The sequence below is a fragment of the Moritella sp. 28 genome, assembly GCF_018219435.1.
Taxonomy (GTDB): Bacteria; Pseudomonadota; Gammaproteobacteria; order Enterobacterales; family Moritellaceae; genus Moritella.
In genome coordinates this window covers 2,803,776-2,826,627 of record NZ_CP056121.1, presented here as the reverse complement: position 1 = coordinate 2,826,627, position 22,852 = coordinate 2,803,776, and the positions used below count along the sequence as shown (strand labels likewise).

The window sequence follows — 22,852 nt, the reverse complement described above, 5'->3', positions numbered from 1 at the left end:
TATTCTTTATTAAATAAACGCCAATACTGCAGAGTATTGGCGTTTTTTTAATAACTAAGTGTACTAATGGATGCCATCATTTCAACCTCTAATTGGATTAGAGCACAGCGCCTCCAATTAGAAACCCAAGTGCTACGGATGTAGTGATTGTGACAACACCTGGAATGAAGAAAGGGTGGTTAAATACTAAATTACCAATGCGAGTTGAACCTGTGTCATCCATTTCTACTGCTGCAAGAAGTGTTGGGTAAGTTGGCAATACAAACAGCGCACTCACTGCAGCAAATGAAGCTATGGCCGTTATAGGGGCAACCCCAATGGCTAATGCGGCTGGCATCAAGGCTGTCGTGGTGGCACCTTGTGAGTAGAGCAGCGTTGAGGCAAAGAATAGAGTTACAGCAAGCATCCATGGGTATTGCTGAAGTATGTCCGCAGAAAAAGTTTTGATCTCTTCAATATGGCTTGATACGAAAGTATCACCGAGCCAGGCCACACCAAGAACGCAGATGCAGGCGCTCATGCCTGATTTGAATGTTGCTGCGTTCGCGATCTCTGATACATCAATCTTAGTGAAAGTTACAATTGCGGTAGCGGCAGAGAGCATAAATACCATAATGGCATCATTACGGCTTAACGCTGGGTTTTCAATGATATTTACCGCGTCTGAAATCAGGGTTGCATAGATGATCACCCCTATGATTGCAGTTACAAAGATACCGGTTGCTAATTTAGCGCTTGGCAATATCTCTCTTTGCGTCTTTCCTTTAAGTATGATCTGGCCTTTGGCTAACTTTTCTTGATAGATAGCATCATCTTTTAGTTCACACCCTAAAAAATTAGAAACGAATGCTCCAACCATACAAGCGGCAAATGTTGAAGGAATACAGATCGCTAGCAGTGTAAGATAGCCCACTCCGAGCGGTTCTAAAATTCCAGAGAAGAAGACTACCGCTGCAGATATTGGAGATGCTGTGATAGCGATTTGTGATGCGACAACCGAGATGCTTAATGGCCTTGACGGGCGTATTCCTTGCTCTTTAGCTACCTCAGCAATAACGGGTAATGTTGAAAATGCAGTGTGCCCAGTTCCTGCAAGTAGGGTCATAAAATAGGTAACCATTGGGGCGTAAAAGGTAATTCTCTTTGGATGTTTACGGAGGAAGTGTTCTGAGAGTTCAACTAGCCAGTCCAACCCTCCCGCTACTTGCATTGCTGCAATTGCAGAAATCACGGACATGATAATCAATATAACATCAATGGGAATATTCCCGGTGTCGACGCCTAGAAACAGGCTAAGAACCAATACACCGGCACCACCCGCAAGACCTATACCAATACCACCGATACGAGCGCCAAGATAGATAAAAGTAAGCACAATAATAAACTCTACAACAATCATAAGTTTTCCTTATTTGAGGTGTTGTGGTGTAAACGTCTGCCTTTTGGTTGAAATGGTAGTGCAAGGGACTGTGTAGATCGCCTTGCGTAGGGTTATATTACACCGGAGTGGTATGGGTAATGGAAGGGGGGGGGCGTTATTTTTTAAAGTTGAGAGGCGGTTCATGTATTGCTGGCTTCTATCCTGTGCCGATTCACAAAATCAGTTGTTTTCCATCAAGACTACATCTATCTTCTTGATTACAGAATGCCGTTTGCTTATCTCTGGGGGAACGTAACTAAATTGGAGAGGTTAAGGGCTTACTATATTGGGTGTAGTCTCGATTTGTGATCCAGCACTTATTAAGGGCCGGATCTTAGGGGGTTACAAAGGATCAATAAGGTTTATCGCATTAATACGTTCACCTATGCCTGGATGCGAACGTAACCAAGTTGGAGAGGTTAAGGCTTCACTTTCTAGCCGTATCAATATATCTTCTAGCGCCTGCACAGAACCATATTCGGACAGCAATACTTTTGCTGCGAATTTATCTGCTTCAAGTTCATCCTGCTGAGAATAGTCTAGTGATAGTAATAACACACTGGCACTAGCCAAAGTATCGCCGATACCCGTCGCATCACCCACAATATAATTTGCCAGTACAGATAGTATCGATAATTCAACAAGTCGTTTTAAAAGATGATTATGATACTGATGTCCTATCTCATGCAATAATACAGCGCTTAATTCTCGATCATCTTGTGCAAGCATAACGAGTTCATCCGTTAGAATAATCGTGCCATCAGTTAACGTAAACGCATTGGCGGTGTCAGCTAAGGAGCGAAATAATAACTTGGGTTTTTGGTTATCAGTTATCGTTGTTGAACTGATACTACTTAATAGGCTAGTCAGTTCATCTTGTCTTTTTATCGATAGCTTAGATGGAGTGAAGTCGTGTTCGTCTAAATATTCTAGACTATAGTCGGCTAGATGTTTTCCCACTACAGGAGGGATCGACTGTGCGATCACGCCACTGATAGCGGGGATCCCTGAGTTAATCACATACCAAGCAGATAAACTACTTAGTAATATACTGGTAATAATGGTGATGCTATTTTTTTCCAGTCTATGTAACCAGGACTGTTTATTCTGTTGACGTAGCCAGATGTCAATTTTCGCATTATCATCGGCAGTAAATGTCCAACCGTTAACGAATGTAAAGCTACGAGGAATAGCGCCTAAAGCACGAGATATAGTTATGTTACCTATATCAGTTTTTAATGCCGAATCTGCAGCGGTTAAAATGTTAGCCTCAACACTGCTGAGCACACACTCAATACCGCCATCGGAATTAAGTATTAGCTCAGCGGCTATCGTAATGGCTGATGCGGGTGCAACAGCCTTACCTTTAATTATCATATAGCGTTAATGTTTAGATCGAACGCTTGGGATAATTCATCTGCAATAGCACCTGATTCATTTGTAATTTGGTCTGTTGCACTAGTGAGGGAAAGGTCACCGTCAACCTGAGTCACGGATGCGATATAATTTGCATGTCGAATCATTGTAAATGGTCGAGCTAAACCAAGGGTACAAACGATCAGTAATAGGTTTGTTAATAGTAGTAAGCTATAAGACATAACCGTCATTGTCGATTTTGGTTGTAACTGATTATCAAGTTTAGTCGCAGACAGTATATAGTTACGAATTCGGACATGGAAATAGACCTGAGTAAATATCATACCGAGTATCATACCAATGTACGCAATCACAAAGACTGCCATTTTACTTGAGTCTCCGGTTAAATTACTGACGTCATTTGTGCTGACACCAGCAATAATTAGAAATGCTGCAAAGACCGCAATGATAAGTACCATCAGTAACATGAACTTAGCGAGTACCTTAAATATATAAGTAGTTTGTAACGTCGCAGCGAAAGTGAGATTACCATAACGTGTATTATTGATAATGAACTGATTCATGGCGGCTATAACCCAAGAGAATAACAAGGGTAGGATAAGTAAGCATGTTACGGCCATAATAATGATGCCAAGTATTTTCGATGCAGGCATAATATAAGTGAGGGTGATGGCTATGGATATACCAATTGCGATATAAGCGGCTAACGGTTTTACGAGCATGACTTTATATGCATTTTTGTAAGAGCCGATAAAGTTGAAACGTACATTTCTAAATTGTGTCATTTTCATATCGAAGCGGAGATTACGCACGACTAAAACTGGATAGATAAGTACGAATATTAACATAACAAGTACAGCTAATTGTGGTGAAAATGCATTTAAAGCAGCCCATATACTAACGGCAATAACGGCAATAATTCGACCAATCAAGATCTGTTTAGGTTGCGCTAGGTAATCAAATCGATTTCCGCTAAGCTCAGTATTACCATAGAAGTATTTGTTGGTACGAACTTTAGCCCATGCTGAGTAGATCCCTAGCGTTATAATACTTAATAGAATATTTACGATCCAAATACCAAAATATTCCTTTCCTTTACCATGAAATTTAAACTGGTGCATTTCTGTTCCTTTGAAATGATGTAAATGAGAATTATTGTCATTATAGTATCATGCTAAGTGTGTACTCAAAATGGGATATGTAATATTAAGAAGAAAATGAGGAACTAATCACGATATTTTTGTCGTAGTTTATACTGGCATCACTTAAGCGCAATATAATACAGTGGCATCGGTGAGCCTGCTTGTAAGGAAACAAAAAACAGCACCGAAGTGCTGTTTAAATAGAGGTTTAACGAAAAATCAAACTAGATTAATCTTCGTATGCTTCGTTATGTACGCCGGCTGCACGACCCGATGGATCTGCATTGTTTTGAAAACTTTCATCCCAAGCTAGCGCTTCTACTGTTGAACATGCCACAGATTTACCAAATGGTACGCATTTAGCCGCTGAGTCACCAGGGAAGTGATCTTCAAAGATGGCGCGATAGTAGTAACCTTCTTTGGTATCAGGTGTGTTAATCGGAAATTTAAATGCAGCGCTTGCTAACATTTGGTCCGATACAGCTTCTTCAACGTGAACTTTTAGCTGGTCAATCCAAGAATAACCTACACCATCAGAGAATTGCTCTTTTTGACGCCATACAATTTCTTCTGGCAATAAATCTTCAAATGCTTCACGAATGATGTTTTTCTCAATTCTGTCACCAGTGATCATTTTTAATTCAGGGTTTAGTCGCATTGACGCATCTACAAACTCTTTATCTAAGAATGGTACACGTGCTTCGATGCCCCAAGCTGCCATAGATTTATTGGCACGTAAACAATCGAACATGTGAAGTTTTGATACTTTACGTACTGTTTCTTCATGGAACTCTTTTGCATTTGGTGCTTTATGGAAATACAGGTAACCACCGAACAGCTCATCGGCGCCTTCACCAGAAAGTACCATTTTGATACCCATGGCTTTAATTTTACGCGCCATCAAATACATAGGTGTTGATGCTCGAATAGTCGTTACATCGTATGTTTCAATGTGATATATAACGTCACGTAATGCGTCGATACCTTCTTGTACGGTAAATTCAATCGAGTGATGGATAGTGCCTAAGTGATCAGCCACTTTTTGTGCCGCAGCTAAATCTGGAGAACCGTTTAAGCCTACAGAGAAAGAATGCAATTGTGGCCACCATGCTTCTGTTTTGCCATCGTCTTCGATACGACGTTTTGAATACTGTTGAGTGATCGCAGAGATAACAGAAGAATCTAAACCACCTGACAGTAATACACCATAAGGTACATCACACATTAGTTGACGTTTAACGGCGTTTTCTAAACCTTGCTTAACAACTTCTTTATCACCGCCATTTTGTGCTACCGCATCAAACTCTGTCCAGTCACGTTGATAATACGGTGTTACTTTACCGTCTTTACTCCACAAGTAATGACCGGCTGGGAATTCTTCAATTTGTGTACAAACAGGTACTAACGCTTTCATTTCAGATGCAACATAAAAGTTACCGTGTTCATCATAGCCTGTGTATAGCGGAATAATACCGATATGATCTCGACCGATAAGGTAAGCGTCTTCGTCTTCATCATATAAAGCAAAAGCAAAGATACCATTCAGGTCATCTAAAAACTGCGTTCCTTTCTCTTTGTATAGAGCAAGGATAACTTCACAATCAGACTCTGTTTGAAATTCAAAATCTACATTTAATGTTTTTTGTAAATCTTTATGGTTATAAATTTCACCATTAACAGCAAGTACGTGAGTCTTTTCTTCATTGTATAAAGGTTGTGCACCATTATTAACATCAACAATTGCAAGGCGTTCATGAACTAAAATAGCATTATCATTAGTATAGATACCTGACCAATCTGGGCCTCGGTGACGCAGTAACTTTGATAACTCTAATGCTTGTGCACGAAGAGGTTTAATGTCTGACTTGATGTCTAGAATTCCGAATATTGAGCACATAACTAATTCCTTCTAATGCTGCGTATGCAGCTAACTTTCTAAATAGTGAGTCTAATTTGCCACATTGTAGATTTAATGCAAATAAAAATGATAAAACAATTACAAAAAATGCATTTCAATGTGGAACCGATAATTTTAAGGTGTTAAAAGTAACAATTCAACAATATTGGTGGCGAGGTAATAGACTAATATGGATCTTAATGAATAAGTAAGCATGATTGAATCCATTCAACGCAACGTGGTACTAAGTAAATAATTTAAATACAATAATGATCTACTTGCGTTAAATTTATCATGATAATTAACTATAGCTCAATGGCAATTTGGCATAACTATAAAATATATTTTAAATTAATGGGTTAGTAGAGTATTTAAACTTTAAATGGGTACTTTCTGGCGTTATTGGTTTATTGGTATTGAGCCATAGCGCGTTAAAGCGATTAAAATAGTACCGTAAATATAAAAAATAGTTGGTTTTGGCGAGATAACTGAATAAACTGATTGACTTGTTATCTCGTAATATTTTGTAATTTAAACAGGTTCGATAAAATTATATGTCTGATAAATATAAACCGTATGACCTTTCTTTCAAAAAAACATTTTTGCTACCTAAGTTTTGGCCAGTGTGGTTCGGCGTCTTTGTATTATACTTATTAGCTTTTGTGCCAGTGAAACCGCGCGATAAGTTTGCGCGTTTCATCGCGACTAAATTATTTAATTTAAAAGCGATGAAAAAACGCAAGAAGGTTGCAAAAATTAACTTATCTATGTGTTTTCCTGAAATGGATGAGGCAGAAAAAGATCGAATTATCATGGGTAACTTAGTTACTTTTTGCCAAACGATTTTAAGTTATGCTGAACCAAGTGCACGAAGCCTAGCTTACAATCGAAATCGTATGATTGTTCATGGTGGTGAGAACCTTTTTCCATTATTAGAGGAAGGGAAGGCATGCATCTTACTAGTACCACATAGTTTTGCCGTTGATTTTTCAGGTTTACATGTTGCGTCTTACGGTGCACCATTTTGTACCATGTTTAATGATTCTGGAAACGAACTTTTTGATTGGTTGATGACTCGCCAGCGTGCTAAATTTGGAAATACGATTTATCACCGTAAAGCCGGATTAGGTGCACTTGTACATTCTCTTAAAAAAGGTGAAAGTTGTTACTATTTACCTGATGAGGATCATGGTCCTAAACGTAGTGTATTTGCGCCGTTATTTTCGACACAAAAAGCAACTTTACCTGTATTAGGGAAGTTAGCAGAAAAAACAGGCGCATCAGTTGTTCCTATCTATGCTGCATATAATGAAAAACGAGGTAAATTCGAAACATTTATCCGACCAGCGATGCAAAACTTTCCGTCCGAAAGTCCTGAGCAAGATGCGGTGATGATGAATCAAGAGATCGAAGCGTTGATTGAGTGTGGTATTGATCAGTATATGTGGACGTTAAGATTATTAAGAACACGTCCAGATGGTAAAAAAATCTATTAGTTGTCGCCATCCCTTTATTCAAGCGCTATATATTTAACTTAGATATAGCGCTTCCTTTAACGTAAAATCCCGCCTGACGAACCACTCTTAGATGCTCTTTCAATTATATTTAATGACAATTTGGCTTGTTCTTGCTTTGTTTTTAGCCTAATGAGTGAAACAAACTTGATCTAGGTATCTATTCTGTCTTTCTTTATGCTTATCACTCTATGCTTTTAAACTTATACTTGTTACAATTGGTTTCATATGAAAGGGATGTGGTTTCAATAAAAGCTATTTCGGTTTCAATAAAAATTTTGGTTTATAGTCGCATTCAGAGTAAATCGAACAACTTTCTCATCTAGACTATGAATAAGAAAACAAGATCTAAAAGAATATAAAATATCCCATACGGAGCTATAAGAATGAAAAAGACTAAAATTGTTTGTACAATTGGTCCAAAAACTGAATCAGTAGAGAAACTAACAGAGCTTGTTAATGCAGGCATGAATGTTATGCGTTTAAACTTCTCTCATGGTAACTTTGCTGAGCATTCAGGTCGAATTCAAAATATCCGTCAAGTAAGTGAAAACCTGAATAAAAAAATCGCAGTATTATTGGATACGAAAGGTCCAGAAATCCGTACCATTAAATTAGAGAATGGTGAAGATGTTACATTGACAGTAGGTCAGTCATTCACATTTACAACAGATATTAATGTTGTAGGCAACAAAGAGTGTGTTGCTGTCACGTATGCTGGTTTTGCTAAAGACCTAAGCCCTGGCGCAATCATTCTTGTTGATGATGGCTTGATTGAAATGGAAGTGACTGAAACAACAGATACTGAAGTTAAGTGTAAAGTATTAAACACCGGTGCACTTGGTGAAAATAAAGGCGTTAACTTACCAAATATCAGTGTCGGTTTACCTGCATTATCTGATAAAGATAAAGCTGACCTTGCGTTTGGCTGTGAACAAGAAGTTGATTTCGTTGCTGCATCCTTTATCCGTAAAGCTGATGATGTAAGAGAAATTCGCGAAGTGTTATTTAATAACGGTGGCGAAAACATTCAGATTATCTCTAAAATTGAAAACCAAGAGGGTGTTGATAATTTTGATGAGATCCTAGCTGAATCTGACGGTATCATGGTTGCTCGTGGTGATCTGGGTGTTGAAATCCCTGTTGAAGAAGTGATCATGGCTCAGAAAATGATGATCAAGAAGTGTAACAAAGCAGGTAAAGTTGTCATTACAGCAACACAAATGCTCGATTCTATGATCAGTAACCCTCGTCCAACTCGTGCTGAAGCGGGAGACGTAGCCAATGCTGTTCTTGACGGTACTGATGCGGTAATGTTATCTGGCGAAACTGCGAAAGGTAAATATCCAGTTGAAGCTGTTTCAATTATGGCGAATATTTGTGAGCGTACTGATAACTCTATGTCTTCGGACCTAGGTGCTAATATTGTAGCTAAAAGCATGCGTATTACAGAAGCGGTATGTAAAGGTGCGGTAGAAACAACTGAAAAATTATGTGCACCACTGATAGTTGTTGCTACTCGTGGCGGCAAATCGGCGAAGTCTGTACGTAAGTATTTTCCGAAAGCTAACATTCTTGCGATTACAACGAACGAGAAAACTGCGCAACAATTATGTCTGACTAAAGGTGTTAAATCTTGTATTGTTAAACAGATTGATAGCACTGATGAATTTTACCGTAAAGGTAAAGAGCTAGCGATTTCAAGTGGACTAGCTAAAGAAGGTGATATTATTGTTATGGTTTCAGGTGCGCTTGTACCATCAGGTACAACAAACACCGCATCAGTTCACCAACTTTAAGTTGTTAAATTGATATTGTAGAAAAGAGAGCGCATGCTCTCTTTTTTTATACCTATATTTAATATACAGTTAGTAAAAAGTTAATTGGGGATTAATCAAAGAGATGGGTAGCACTAAACACAATATTGGCTTGGTACTTTCTGGTGGCGGAGCGAAGGGGATTGCTCACCTTGGCGTATTAAAATACCTGTTAGAGCAGGGGGTAAGACCGAGTTTAATTGCGGGCACGAGTGCCGGTTCTATGGTTGGTGCACTTTACTGTTCTGGATTAGAGATCGATGAAATACTGCAGTTTTTTATAGATGTGAAACCATTTTCTTGGAAATTTACTCGAGCGACTGCGGGTTTTATTGATCCTGCTAAATTGTATCCTGAGTTTTTAAAGTATATCCCGGAAGATAATTTTAAACATCTTGATCCTGAGTTGCGTATTATTGCTACCAACATGCTACTTGGAAAAGAGCATATTTTTAAAGACGGTTCCGTTATCAATGCCTTGTTAGCATCGGCAAGTTATCCTTTAGTATTCTCGCCTATGATCATTGATGGCCAAGTTTACTCTGACGGTGGTATCGTTAATCACTTTCCACTGAGTGTTATCGAAGCTGATTGTGATAAAATAATCGGTGTGTATGTATCGCCAATACGTCAAGTTGAACCTGAGGAATTGTCGAGTATCAAAGACGTTGTATTACGCGCATTTACGTTGCAGGGAAGTGGCGCTGAATTAGAGAAACTATCTCAATGTGATGTGCGCATTTATCCCGAAGCATTAGTCAATTACAATACATTTACAACCGACGAAAAATCATTACGAGAAATCTTTAAGATTGGCTACGAAGCAGCAAAAGAGCAATGTGATAGTATTATTGAATTAAAGGAAAGTTTAGTTACCAGTAGCCCGAATAAGAATCCCTTTACAAGGTGGTTCGGTCATTAATACTGTTAGTAACTCTTGTGTTATACTCATCAGCAATTAATCTTAAATAATTTATCACGGTAAACATGACTCAAATAAATAACCCGCTTCACGGGATGACACTTGAAAAAGTAATTAACAGCCTTGTTGATAAATATGGTTGGGATGGCCTTGGTTACTACGTTAACATTCGCTGTTTTACCCATGATCCAAGTGTTAAGTCTAGTCTTAAGTTTTTACGAAAAACACCTTGGGCGCGTGATAAAGTTGAAGCGTTATACGTAAAAATGGTCACTGAAGACTAAATTTTATTACGGCACGTTGGTCCTTGTTTACTATTGATTATGCATCATTAACAATGATAAATAAGGACCTGTGAATTGAAAGACGGTATTAACTTTGATTATCGATCTCATTCCTCAGTTATAACGATAAGCAAACCCGTGCTTATTCTAAGTGTTACTACCTTTAATGCGTGACATCTTCTCCAATATTACACTGTCATTTCTCAAATTTATCTATATGCTATGTAATATAAATACGTGATCAAATAGGTTAATTTCAGTAATGACGAAGATATACCATCACCCAGTACAAATTTATTATGAAGATACCGACCACTCAGGTGTTGTTTACCATCCTAATTTTTTGAAGTATTTTGAACGTGCACGCGAACATGTTATCAATAGCGATTTATTAGCGACATTGTGGAACGAACGCGGGTTAGGTTTTGCGGTTTATAAAGCCAATTTAACGTTTCTGGATGGCGTCGAGTTTGCTGAAGTTTGTGATATCCGTACCTCTTTTACACTCGATGGTAAATATAAAACGATCTGGCGTCAGGAAGTGTGGCGTCCTAATGCGAGTAAGGCTGCCGTCATCGGCGATATTGAAATGGTGTGCTTAGATAAAGAAAAACGCTTACAGCCCTTTCCTGATGATGTATTAACCGCAATGGTAAATGCATAATATATGGTGTTAGCCAATTTGAGTACGAAAAAACCACAATGAAATAATGAGGTATCTAATGCCTCACTTTACGTTTATATGACTTCCCGTCACGATTAAAACATCGCTAATAGCGACGTTTTCACATGTACTTACTCGTTATATCAGGATTAAATATGGCCATTGGTGCATCAAAGATGCTGAGCATTTAGTCTATTAATCATTATTTATGATTGAATTCTGACTGCGTCGCAGCGGTTATGTAATTTAATGTAAGCTTCTGCTTATTTATTACGGCGTTTATTCTAAAAATACATGCTAATAATGAGAGGTTACGCAGATTTAAAATTAATTATTTGCCACCGGTGTATTTTAGAAAAATAGGTTTTTAGCTTAAAAGAGATGTTTATTACTGAATATCTAGTTAAAATTGGGTAAATGTGAATAAAGATGCATTATTTTATAATGCTAAATCTGCTATTTTCAGTTATCCCCTGATCTGATGAGTCTGACTTAAGTGAAATCGAGTATATTTGAGTTGGTTTTTAATCCTGTGTATATTATTGCAGATGTAAATAATACTATGCTGGCGTTGGACGATTAAGTTCAGTGCTGACTATTGGGATAAAATTTAAAACAATTAACTCTACCGAATTTATTTTATGTGAAATGAAATGACGGTAGATTTTTTTCGCACTTTAAGAGTACACTTGTACGCTCAAGTGGTTAGCTTAGTGTCCAAATGGACGTTTAATGAGCATTGTTTTTAGTGCAGGAAGATCCTTACAGGAGCAATAACACAATGGCTAAAAAGAACACCACATCGGTTAAGCACGGCAAGGATGTGTTAAATAGTGACGAGCAACAGTTAAATTCACGTTTGCAAGAATGCCCAATTGCAATCATCGGTATGGCATCGGTTTTTGCTGACGCTAAAAATCTGGACCAATTCTGGGATAATATCGTTGATTCCGTTGATGCCATTATCGATGTGCCTAGCGACCGCTGGAATATTGACGACCATTATTCGGCAGATAAAAAAGCAGCAGACAAGACATACTGCAAACGCGGTGGTTTTATTCCTGAATTAGATTTTGATCCGATGGAGTTTGGCCTGCCGCCAAATATCTTAGAGCTAACTGATATCGCTCAACTGCTGTCGTTAATCGTTGCACGCGATGTATTAAGTGATGCTGGCATTGGTAGTGATTATGACCATGATAAAATTGGTATCACTTTAGGTGTTGGTGGTGGTCAGAAACAAATTTCACCGTTAACCGCTCGCCTGCAAGGCCCAGTGTTAGAAAAAGTATTAAAAGCCTCAGGTATTGATAAAGATGATCGCGAAATGATCATCGAAAAATTCAAAAAAGCTTACATCGGTTGGGAAGAGAATTCATTCCCTGGTATGTTAGGTAACGTTATTGCTGGTCGAATTGCTAATCGCTTCGACTTTGGCGGTACTAACTGTGTGGTAGATGCGGCGTGTGCTGGCTCCCTCGCAGCAATTAAAATGGCGATTTCAGACCTACTGGAATACCGTTCAGAAGTGATGATCTCGGGTGGTGTATGTTGTGATAACTCACCATTCATGTATATGTCATTCTCAAAAACACCTGCGTTTACCACCAATGATGATATTCGTCCGTTTGATGACGATTCGAAAGGTATGCTGCTGGGTGAAGGTATTGGCATGCTGGCGTTTAAACGTCTGGAAGATGCTGAACGAGATGGCGATAGAATCTATTCTGTATTGAAAGGTATCGGTACGTCTTCTGATGGCCGTTTCAAATCGATTTACGCACCGCGCCCTGATGGTCAAGCTAAAGCGCTTAAACGTGCTTATGAAGATGCGGGTTTCGCACCTGAAACATGCGGTCTTATTGAAGGTCACGGTACGGGGACGAAAGCTGGCGATGTGGCGGAGTTTAGTGGTCTAACTAAACACTTTGGTGCAGCGAGTGATAAGAAACAGCACATTGCATTAGGTTCGGTTAAATCGCAAATTGGCCATACTAAATCTGCGGCTGGTTCTGCAGGTATGATCAAAGCAGCATTAGCACTGCATCATAAAATTTTACCCCCTACTATTCATATCGATAAACCAAGTGAAGCCTTGGATATCAAAAATAGCCCGATGTATTTAAACAGTGAGACGCGTCCTTGGATGCCACGTGAAGATGGTATCCCACGCCGTGCGGGTATTAGCTCATTCGGTTTTGGTGGTACTAATTTCCATATTATTTTAGAAGAGTATCGTCCGAGTCATGATAGCGCATATCGCTTAAACTCAGTCTCGCAAACAATACTTATCTCTGCGACTAACCAACAAGGTATTATCGCAGAATTAAATAATTGGCGTACTAAACTGGCGGTAGAGGCTGACCTTCAGGCATTTGCGTTTAACGATTTAGTGATTACCTGGCCGTTGAATACGCCATCAGTAGATCAAGCGCGTTTAGGTTTTGTTGCACGTAATGCAAACGAAGCCATTGCTATGATTAATGCGGCGTTGAAACAATTCAGCGAGAATGGAGATAAAGCAACATGGTCAGTACCAACGGGGATCTATTATCGCCAAGCGGGTATTGATGCCAATGGTAAAGTTGTCGCGTTATTCTCCGGACAAGGTTCGCAATATGTGAACATGGGCCGTGAGTTAACTTGTAACTTCCCAAGCATGATGCACAGTACAGCTGCAATGGATAAAGAATTCAGTACTGCTGGTTTAGGTCAGTTGTCTGCAATCACTTATCCGATACCAGTGTACACTGACGCTGAACGTAAGTTACAAGAAGCGCAATTGCGTTTAACTCAACATGCACAACCTGCGATTGGTTGTTTGAGCGTTGGTCTGTTTAAAACGTTCCAACAGGCAGGTTTTAAAGCTGACTTTACCGCTGGTCATAGTTTCGGTGAATTAACGGCATTATGGGCTGCTGACGTATTGAGCGATAGTGATTACTTGATGTTGGCACGCAGTCGTGGTCAAGCAATGGCGGCGCCAGAGCAACAAGATTTTGATGCTGGCAAGATGGCGGCTGTCGTGGGTGACCCACTGCAAGTTGCGGAGATCATCGACGCGATTGATGATGTGTCTATTGCTAACCACAACTCTAATAATCAAGTGGTCATTGCTGGGCCGAGTGAGCAGGTGGTTGTTGCTATTACAGCGCTCGGTAATACTGGTTTCAAGGTTGTTCCACTGCCTGTATCAGCTGCGTTTCATACTCCATTAGTCGGTCACGCTCAAAAGCCATTTGCCAACGCGGTTGATAGCACTAAGTTTAAAGCGCCGACAATTCCAGTTTTTGCTAACGGCACAGGTTTAGTTCATTCAAGTAAACCGAACGAAATTAAAAAAAGCCTGAAAAAACATATGTTGGAACCTGTCCATTTCAATCAAGAAATTGACAATATATATGCAGACGGTGGCCGTATATTTATCGAGTTTGGTCCGAAGAATGTGTTAACCAAATTGGTTGATAATATTCTTAATGATAAATCTGATGCTGTAGCTATCGCTGTAAATGCTAATCCAAAACAACCTGCCGATGTGCAAATGCGTCAAGCTGCCCTGCAGATGGCCGTTCTTGGTGTTGCGTTAGAAAATCTTGACCCGTACGATGCGGTTAAGCGTCCATCAACTGCGCCTAAAGTGTCACCTATGTTGATGAAACTGTCTGGTGCATCGTATGTGAGTCCGAAAACTAAAAAAGCATTTACTGATTCGTTAACTGATGGCTGGACGGTGAAACAAGCAAAGGCTACTCCTGTTGCTGTTCCACAGCCTAAAGTGATTGAAAAGATCGTTGAAGTCGAGAAAATAGTAGAAAGAATCGTTGAAGTCGAGAAGATTGTCTACGTTAATGCTGATGGTTCACTTGCATCTAAAAATAATAGCAACGGTGTTAACGATCATGTTAACAGCGCTGTTATTAACAATACTGATGCCGATCTTGTTGCTTCTATCGAGCGCAGTGTTGGCCAGTTTGTTGAACACCAGCAGCAATTATTAAATGTGCATGAGCAGTTTATGCAGGGACCACAGGACTATGCTAAAACAGTTCAATCGGTACTTGCAGCGCAAACTAGCAACGAATTACCGGAAAGTCTAGACCGTACACTGGCTATGTATAATGAGTTCCAATCTGAAACTCTGCGTGTGCATGAAACTTATCTGAACAATCAGACGAGCCATATGAATACCATGCTCACTGGTTCTGAATCTAGCGTTATAGCAACGTCTGTTACTCCTGCATTGAATACGCCACAACAGCCAGTACAAACTGCATCGCTAATAACTCCGGTTGTTCATGACAAAGTGGCAAGTCCTGTTGCTGTAAATACAGTGACAAATGTTGCATCTAATGTTGCATCGAATGCAGCAAATAGTGCAGCCGTTGCAGTGCAAACTGTGGCATTAACGCCTGATCCTGTGAGTTCTCCTGCGGTTGCTGCTACACCTGCACCTGTATTGGTTGCTGTCGTGGCTGAATCAGTTCTTATACCTGAGGTTGTCGTTCAATCGAGTATCGATGTAGCAACGATTAACAAGGTGATGTTAGACGTTGTGGCTGATAAGACTGGTTATCCAACAGACATGCTTGAACTAAGCATGGATATGGAAGCTGACTTAGGTATTGATTCAATCAAACGTGTAGAAATCTTAGGTGCAGTACAGGAAATTATCACTGATTTACCTGAGCTAAATCCTGAAGACCTAGCTGAATTACGCACCTTAGGTGAAATCGTTATTTATATGCAGAGCAAGGCTCCTGTAGCTGAAAGTGTAGCTGCGGCAACGATAGAATCTATAGACGCTGTAGCTCCAAGTTCAACATCAGCTATCGATTTAAACCACATCCAAACAGTAATGCTGGATGTTGTGGCTGATAAGACTGGTTATCCAACAGACATGCTTGAACTAAGCATGGATATGGAAGCTGACTTAGGTATTGATTCAATCAAACGTGTAGAAATCTTAGGTGCAGTACAGGAAATTATCACTGATTTACCTGAGCTAAACCCTGAAGATCTAGCTGAATTACGCACCTTAGGTGAAATCGTTACTTATATGCAGAGCAAGGCTCCTGTAGCAGAAAGTGTAGCTGCGGCAACGATAGAATCTATAGACGCTGTAGCTCCAAGTTCAACGTCAGCTATCGATTTAAACCACATCCAAACAGTAATGCTGGATGTTGTGGCTGATAAGACTGGTTATCCAACAGACATGCTTGAACTAAGCATGGATATGGAAGCTGACTTAGGTATTGATTCAATCAAACGTGTAGAAATCTTAGGTGCAGTACAGGAAATTATCACTGATTTACCTGAGCTAAACCCTGAAGATCTAGCTGAATTACGCACCTTAGGTGAAATCGTTACTTATATGCAGAGCAAGGCTCCTGTAGCAGAAAGTGTAGCTGCGGCAACGATAGAATCTATAGACGCTGTAGCTCCAAGTTCAACGTCAGCTATCGATTTAAACCACATCCAAACAGTAATGCTGGATGTTGTGGCTGATAAGACTGGTTATCCAACAGACATGCTTGAACTAAGCATGGATATGGAAGCTGACTTAGGTATTGATTCAATCAAACGTGTAGAAATCTTAGGTGCAGTACAGGAAATTATCACTGATTTACCTGAGCTAAACCCTGAAGATCTAGCTGAATTACGCACCTTAGGTGAAATCGTTACTTATATGCAGAGCAAGGCTCCTGTAGCAGAAAGTGTACCTGCAGTAACGACAGAACCTGCAGACGCTGTCGTGACAAGTGCTACACCAACTATCGACTTAAATCATATCCAAACGGTAATGATGGAAGTGGTTGCAGACAAGACAGGTTATCCGGTAGACATGCTTGAATTAGGTATGGACATGGAAGCGGACCTTGGCATTGACTCAATTAAACGCGTTGAAATTTTAGGTGCAGTACAGGAGATCATTACTGATTTACCTGAGCTAAACCCTGAAGACCTAGCTGAATTACGCACCTTAGGTGAAATCGTTACCTATATGCAGAGTAAAGTGGAGTCCCCGGTTGTCGCTGACATTACTAATACAACGGCTAATACTGTAATGACTGCCGAGATTGATTTAGACCGTATTCAAAACGTGATGATGGACGTTGTTGCGGATAAGACGGGTTACCCTGCCAACATGCTAGAGCTTGCAATGGACATGGAAGCGGACCTTGGCATTGACTCAATTAAACGCGTTGAAATTTTAGGTGCAGTACAAGAAATCATTACTGATTTACCTGAACTAAATCCAGAAGATTTAGCAGAGCTGCGCACACTAGAAGAAATTGTTCTTTATATGCAGAGTAAAGCCATGCAAAGCAAGGTGACTGGCAGTATCGATTCTGAAAATGCTGTTTCGGATGCATTTATGCATGACAGTGTTGCAACGATTACTGCAGCGTTAGAGCCGAAAGCTGAATTTCAACCAGCACCGAGTGCTACGGTTGCGATTACACGATTAAGCTCAGTCACTAAAATCAGTCATGATACTAAAGGTGCTAACGCCCTAATCGTCGCTGACGGTAGTGATAATGCGGTGCAATTAGCGGATGAATTAATTAAATCTGGCTGGAATGTAACTGCATTGCAACCGAGTTGGATCACAACTGACAGCACAAAAACGTTTGCTAAGTCAGTGAGTGTGGTTACGTTAAACGCCGTTGATGAAACTGAAATTGACAATATCATTACTGAAAATGCGCAACTTGATGCGGTTATCTACCTGCATGCAAGCACTGAGATAAGCCACATCGAATACCCGCAAGCATCTAAGCAAGGCTTAATGTTAGCGTTCTTATTAGCTAAATTGAGCAAAGTAACTCAAGCAGCTAAAGTACGCGGCGCTTTCATGGTTGTTACTCAGCAAGGTGGTTCATTAGGCTTTAGTGATAAACCTGAGCGAATAAAAAGTGACTTAGTGCAAAGTGGTTTAAACGGCTTAGTTAAAACACTATCACACGAATGGGATCACGTATTCTGTCGTGCGGTAGATATGCCTACGTCATTAACTGCAAAGCAAGTGGCAAAAATTGTTAGTGATGAACTGCTTGATGCTGACACCACTTTAATTGAAGTTGGTTATCAGCCTGCAGAGAAAAATGGCGTTGAACGTGTCACTTTAACTGACGTTGTTACTGATAGTTACGGATTAACCGCAGGTAATAACATTGATGCTAATTCGGTATTCTTGGTTAGTGGTGGTGCTAAAGGTGTGACTGCACATTGTGTTGTTCGTATTGCTAAAGAATATCAAGCTAAGTTCATCTTATTGGGACGTTCGAAGTTCTCAACTGATGAGCCTAATTGGGCACAGGGTATTAGCGATGAAGCTGCGTTAAAGAAAGCCGCGATGCAGTCTTTGATTGCTGCTGGTGATAAACCAACACCGGTGAAGATCGTGCAACTGATCAAACCTATCCAAGCTAATCGTGAAATAGCACAAACTTTAACAGCCATTACCGCAGCAGGTGGTCAAGTTGAGTATGTTTCTGCTGACGTAACCAATGCAGTAAACGTACAGACCGCTGTGAAACCAGTTATTGCTAAATTTGGTGATGTTACAGGTATTATTCATGGCGCAGGCGTTTTAGCCGACCAATTTATTGAGCAAAAAACACTGAGCGATTTTGAGTCTGTTTACAGCACCAAAATTGACGGTTTGTTATCACTGTTATCTGTGACTGAAGCAAGTAACATCAAGCAATTGGTATTGTTCTCGTCAGCCGCGGGTTTCTACGGTAACCCAGGTCAGTCTGATTACGCAATGGCCAATGAGATCTTAAATAAAACTGCCTATCGTTTTAAATCATTGCACCCACAAGCGCAGGTTCTGAGCTTTAACTGGGGACCTTGGGATGGCGGCATGGTCACGCCAGAGGTGAAACGTATGTTTGATCAACGTGGTGTATATATTATTCCACTTGATGCAGGCGCGCAGTTGTTACTGAGTGAGTTAGCAGCGAATGATAATCGTTGTCCACAAATTCTAGTGGGTAATGATTTATCAAAAAATGTTGATAATGATGTTGAGAGTAATGCTGTAAAAAAGCCACGAGTTAGTTGTTTATCAGATGCTTTCGTCATTAAAAGCATCAAAGCAACTAACAGTGATTTTCAGGTAAATAGCTATAATTTTGAGGTGAACGATAATCACTTTTTAGCTGACCACATGATCAAAGGAAATCAGGTATTACCTACGGTTTGCGCGATTGCCTGGATGAGTGATGCGGCACTGGCGACTTATAGTAAACGAGACTGTACATTAAAATATGTCGGTTTCGAAGACTATAAATTGTTTAAAGGGGTGGTTTTTGATGGCTGTGAGGCGGCGGAACACCACATCCAATTGTCGCCTGTGACGACTGGTTCCGAGCTGGAAGGTGTAGTCCGTATTGCGGCAAAAACCTTTAGCCTGAAAAGCGATGGTAAACCTGTTTTTCACTATGCTGCGACGATATTATTAGCGACTCAACCGCTAGAAGCAGTGAGGGTTAATCTGCTGTCATTAGCGACGGATGTTGATAACAATGCTGTTAGTAACAAGTCGGTTGATGAAGCACACGCATTATATAGCAATGGCACTTTGTTTCATGGCGACAGTCTGCAGGGTATTAAGCAGATATTACGTTGTGATGAGCAAGGACTATTACTGGCGTGTCAGGTCACGGACGTTGCAGCTGCGAAGCAGGGGGCATTCCCCTTGGCAGCTAACAACATTTTTGCTAATGACTTGGTTTATCAGGCTATGTTGGTATGGGTGCGTAAGCAATTTAACTTAGGTAGCTTACCTTCTGTAACCGCAGCTTGGACAGTGTATCGTGAAGTGGCTGTTGATGAGCTGTTTTATTTGCAACTTAAGGTTGTCGAGCATGATCTGTTGACATCTCGAGGCAGTAAAGCCTGTTGTGATATTCAATTAATCAGTGCCGATATGCAATTACTTGCAGAAATTAAATCTGCACAAGTCAGTGTGAGTGACATTTTGAATGATATGTCTTGAGCCTGTAAATAAATAATCATAATTGTAGGCGTCATAGTCATCATGGCGTCTACTTTTATTAATTAGTTTCATTATTAAATATTAATAGCTAAAAGCGGTTGGCTTAAATTCCAGTTTCCAGCGTTTTTAGCTATTACTATTCGAAATAGGGTATTACAAAGAATATGACGGAATTAGCTGTTATTGGTATGGATGCTAAATTTAGCGGACAAGATAATATTGATCGTGTTGAACGTGCTTTCTATTTAGGCGCTAGTATCGGCAATAACGCCAGTATTAGCACCAGCGGCATTAGCGATGCTGATAAGAAAAATAGCACTTCGGCGACAGTGTTAACGTCTGTGGCGTTATTAGCAGAAACTAATCAGTTGCAGATGGCTAATATAGCGGTATTGCTTATTGCGGATACCAACAGTTGTGTTCACGAGCTGATTGTTGAACAAGTCGCGCAGCAGTGCGCGAGCTGTGTTGTTATTACCGAACTAGGCCAAGCACTGAAGCAAGCAACTGATTTAGTCAATAACCAAGACTGCGCCGTCGCTGTGATCGGTATTAATAATGCCACTGCTGTTGGTCATGGCTGTGTCAGAATTGATACTGCAGAAGCTCCCGTGGCGACAATCAGTTTTGATGAAACATTTAGTGGTTATGCCAGTGTTACAGGGGTCGCCAGTTTACTTATCTCCTCAACAGATTTCGCTCGTGTTAATCAATGTTATGTTTATACCAACATTAAAGGCTTCGCTCAGTTGGCTGTAAACAGTGAAGTAAATGTTCCAAACATTGCTAATACCGCACGCCTCGCATTACAGAAAGCTCAAATCAAAGCAGAGCAGGTTGGCCTATTAGAAGTCACAGCAGACTCTAAATCTGAATTGGCGTTATTTGAAAGCCAGGGCTTAATGTCTGCTTATAGTAATACGCAAAGTTTACATACTGCATTAAGCTGTGCGCGCAGTGTGACTGGTGAAAACAGCTATTTCTCACAGGTTGCGGGTTTATTAAAAGCAGTTATTAGTTTACATCAGCGTTATATACCAGCTATTAAAGACTGGCAACAACCTATCCAAACACAAATGTCACAGTGGCAGCGTTCGCCATTCTATATACCAGTTGATGCTAGACCTTGGTTTCCACATGAGGATGGTAGCGCTCATGTCGCCGCTTATAGTTGCGTTGCTCACTCCTTATCAAAACAGGGCTACTGTCACGTAATTCTACAAGAAAACAAGGTCAAGATTGCAGGCCAAGACCATCCGGTTAGCGATGTGCGCAGTAATGGTTTTTTTGCCGCCAGTGACTTAGCTTTGGTTATTATTCAAGGTGATGACGAAGCGCAATTACACAGTGAATTAGAGCGTGTTGCCGGTCAATCAATGACGACCGGTATTAAGAAAATAGCGACGGATTGTTATGTTCGTAGTGATAGCAACAAAGTTTATAGCGCAGTGCTCATTGCTGAGACAGCCGAAGAGTTGAGTAAAGAGATCACGCTTGCGTTCGCTGGCATTAGCAGTGTATTTAATGATGCGAATGTCAGTGAATGGAAAACCCCTAAGGGCAGTTATTTTACTGGGCAGCCAGCTAACCGCGGAACAGACCACTGTACACAAGGTGGTATTGCATTTTTATACCCTGGGATTGGCGCTACTTATGTTGGTTTAGGCCGTGATCTATTTCATTTATTCCCACAAATTTTTCAGCCCGTTGCGGCCTTAGCGGATGACATAGGTTCGAGTCTTAAAGATACCTTACTTAATCCACGTAGCATTAGTCGCCATAATTTCAAACAGCTTAAACAGCTGGATCTAGATCTACGCGGCAACCTAGCCAATATTGCCGAAGCAGGTGTTGGTTTTGCTTGTGTGTTTACCAAGGTGTTTGAAGAAGTATTTGCGGTTAAAGCAGATTTTGCCACGGGTTACAGCATGGGTGAAGTGAGTATGTATGCAGCATTAGGATGCTGGCAACAACCGGGGCTGATGAGCGCACGTCTTGCACAGTCAAATACCTTTAATCATCAGCTTTGTGGTGAATTAAGAACCCTACGCCAGCATTGGTGTATGGATGATGTTCCAGACGGTACTTTTGAACAGATCTGGGAAACGTATACCATCAAGGCGACTATTGAACAGGTAGAGATTGCAGCTGCAGATGAAGATCGTGTGTACTGTACCATAATCAATACGCCAGATAGTTTATTACTGGCTGGTTATCCAGAAGCTTGCCAGCGGGTGATCAAAAAATTAGGCAAACGGGCGATGGCATTAAATATGGCCAACGCGATCCACTGTGCCCCAGCTTATGCCGAATATGACCATATGGTTGAGTTATATCATATGGATGTCACTGAACGTATTAAAACCAAAATGTATTCAAGCTCATGTTATTTACCTATTCCACAACGCAGCAAAGCGATCTCACACAGTATTGCTAAATGCTTGTGTGATGTGGTGGATTTTCCGCGCTTAGTGAATACCTTACATGATAAAGGCGCGCGGGTATTTATTGAGATGGGGCCTGGACGCTCGTTATGCTGCTGGGTAGATAAGATCCTAACCCATGAGAAAGATGATAGTCGCCATGTATCCGTCCCTGTGAATGCTAAGGGCACCAGTGATGAACTGACTTATATTCGCGCGATTGCTAAATTAGTTAGCCATGGCGTGAATTTGGATTTAGATAGTTTGTTTAACGGGTCAATCCTTGTTAAAGCTGGCCGCCTCGATTGTTAATACATGACGCTTTGCTAGTGCGGGCAGATAATTAAAAAATCAGTAAAACAAGGTAGACAGTCCAGGCGGGGTG

General features: G+C 40.5%; 11 protein-coding genes. 7 read left to right on the top strand and 4 right to left on the bottom strand.

What is annotated here, in order from left to right:
* Positions 1 to 97: 97 nt before the first annotated feature.
* The 4 genes from HWV02_RS12470 to asnB form a co-directional block, all read right to left on the bottom strand.
* A complete protein-coding gene (locus HWV02_RS12470; RefSeq protein ID WP_211688007.1) occupies positions 98 to 1,399 on the bottom strand; it encodes an anaerobic C4-dicarboxylate transporter in 1,302 nt (433 codons plus the stop codon).
* A gap of 363 nt (positions 1,400 to 1,762) precedes the next feature.
* Positions 1,763 to 2,797, bottom strand: coding sequence for a M48 family metallopeptidase (locus HWV02_RS12465; protein WP_211688005.1), 1,035 nt, complete (start codon positions 2,795 to 2,797; stop codon positions 1,763 to 1,765).
* Positions 2,794 to 3,918 carry a YjgN family protein gene (locus HWV02_RS12460; RefSeq protein ID WP_211688003.1) on the bottom strand — a complete coding sequence of 375 codons (1,125 nt, stop codon included), beginning with the start codon at positions 3,916 to 3,918 and terminating at the stop codon, positions 2,794 to 2,796. The genes HWV02_RS12465 and HWV02_RS12460 overlap by 4 nt, the downstream gene beginning before the upstream one ends.
* A gap of 250 nt (positions 3,919 to 4,168) precedes the next feature.
* Positions 4,169 to 5,836 (bottom strand): asparagine synthase B, encoded by a 1,668-nt coding sequence (asnB, locus tag HWV02_RS12455; protein ID WP_211676132.1) that lies wholly within the window; start codon positions 5,834 to 5,836, stop codon positions 4,169 to 4,171.
* A 554-nt stretch (positions 5,837 to 6,390) separates the two neighbouring features.
* On the opposite strand from asnB, the gene lpxM reads away from it, so the two are divergent.
* The 7 genes from lpxM (at position 6,391) to HWV02_RS12420 (ending at position 22,779) form a co-directional block, all read left to right on the top strand.
* Positions 6,391 to 7,332, top strand: coding sequence for a lauroyl-Kdo(2)-lipid IV(A) myristoyltransferase (gene lpxM, locus HWV02_RS12450; RefSeq protein WP_211676131.1), 942 nt, complete (start codon positions 6,391 to 6,393; stop codon positions 7,330 to 7,332).
* Between the two features lie 404 nt (positions 7,333 to 7,736).
* Complete coding sequence (gene pykF / locus HWV02_RS12445; protein ID WP_211676130.1) at positions 7,737 to 9,149, top strand: pyruvate kinase PykF; 1,413 nt, start codon at positions 7,737 to 7,739, stop codon at positions 9,147 to 9,149.
* A gap of 103 nt (positions 9,150 to 9,252) precedes the next feature.
* Positions 9,253 to 10,089, top strand: a complete 837-nt coding sequence (locus HWV02_RS12440) for a patatin-like phospholipase family protein (RefSeq protein WP_211676129.1) — start codon at positions 9,253 to 9,255, stop codon at positions 10,087 to 10,089.
* A gap of 65 nt (positions 10,090 to 10,154) precedes the next feature.
* A complete protein-coding gene (locus HWV02_RS12435; RefSeq protein WP_211671773.1) occupies positions 10,155 to 10,373 on the top strand; it encodes a VF530 family DNA-binding protein in 219 nt (72 codons plus the stop codon).
* Between the two features lie 262 nt (positions 10,374 to 10,635).
* Positions 10,636 to 11,037, top strand: coding sequence for a thioesterase family protein (locus tag HWV02_RS12430; RefSeq protein WP_211676128.1), 402 nt, complete (start codon positions 10,636 to 10,638; stop codon positions 11,035 to 11,037).
* Positions 11,038 to 11,818: 781 nt separating this feature from the next.
* On the top strand, positions 11,819 to 20,044 hold the full coding sequence (locus tag HWV02_RS12425; protein ID WP_211688001.1) for a type I polyketide synthase: 8,226 nt from the start codon (positions 11,819 to 11,821) through the stop codon (positions 20,042 to 20,044).
* 164 nt (positions 20,045 to 20,208) lie between these two features.
* Entirely contained in the window at positions 20,209 to 22,779 is a 2,571-nt protein-coding gene (locus HWV02_RS12420) for a PfaB family protein (RefSeq protein ID WP_211687999.1), read from the top strand.
* Positions 22,780 to 22,852: the final 73 nt, after the last annotated feature.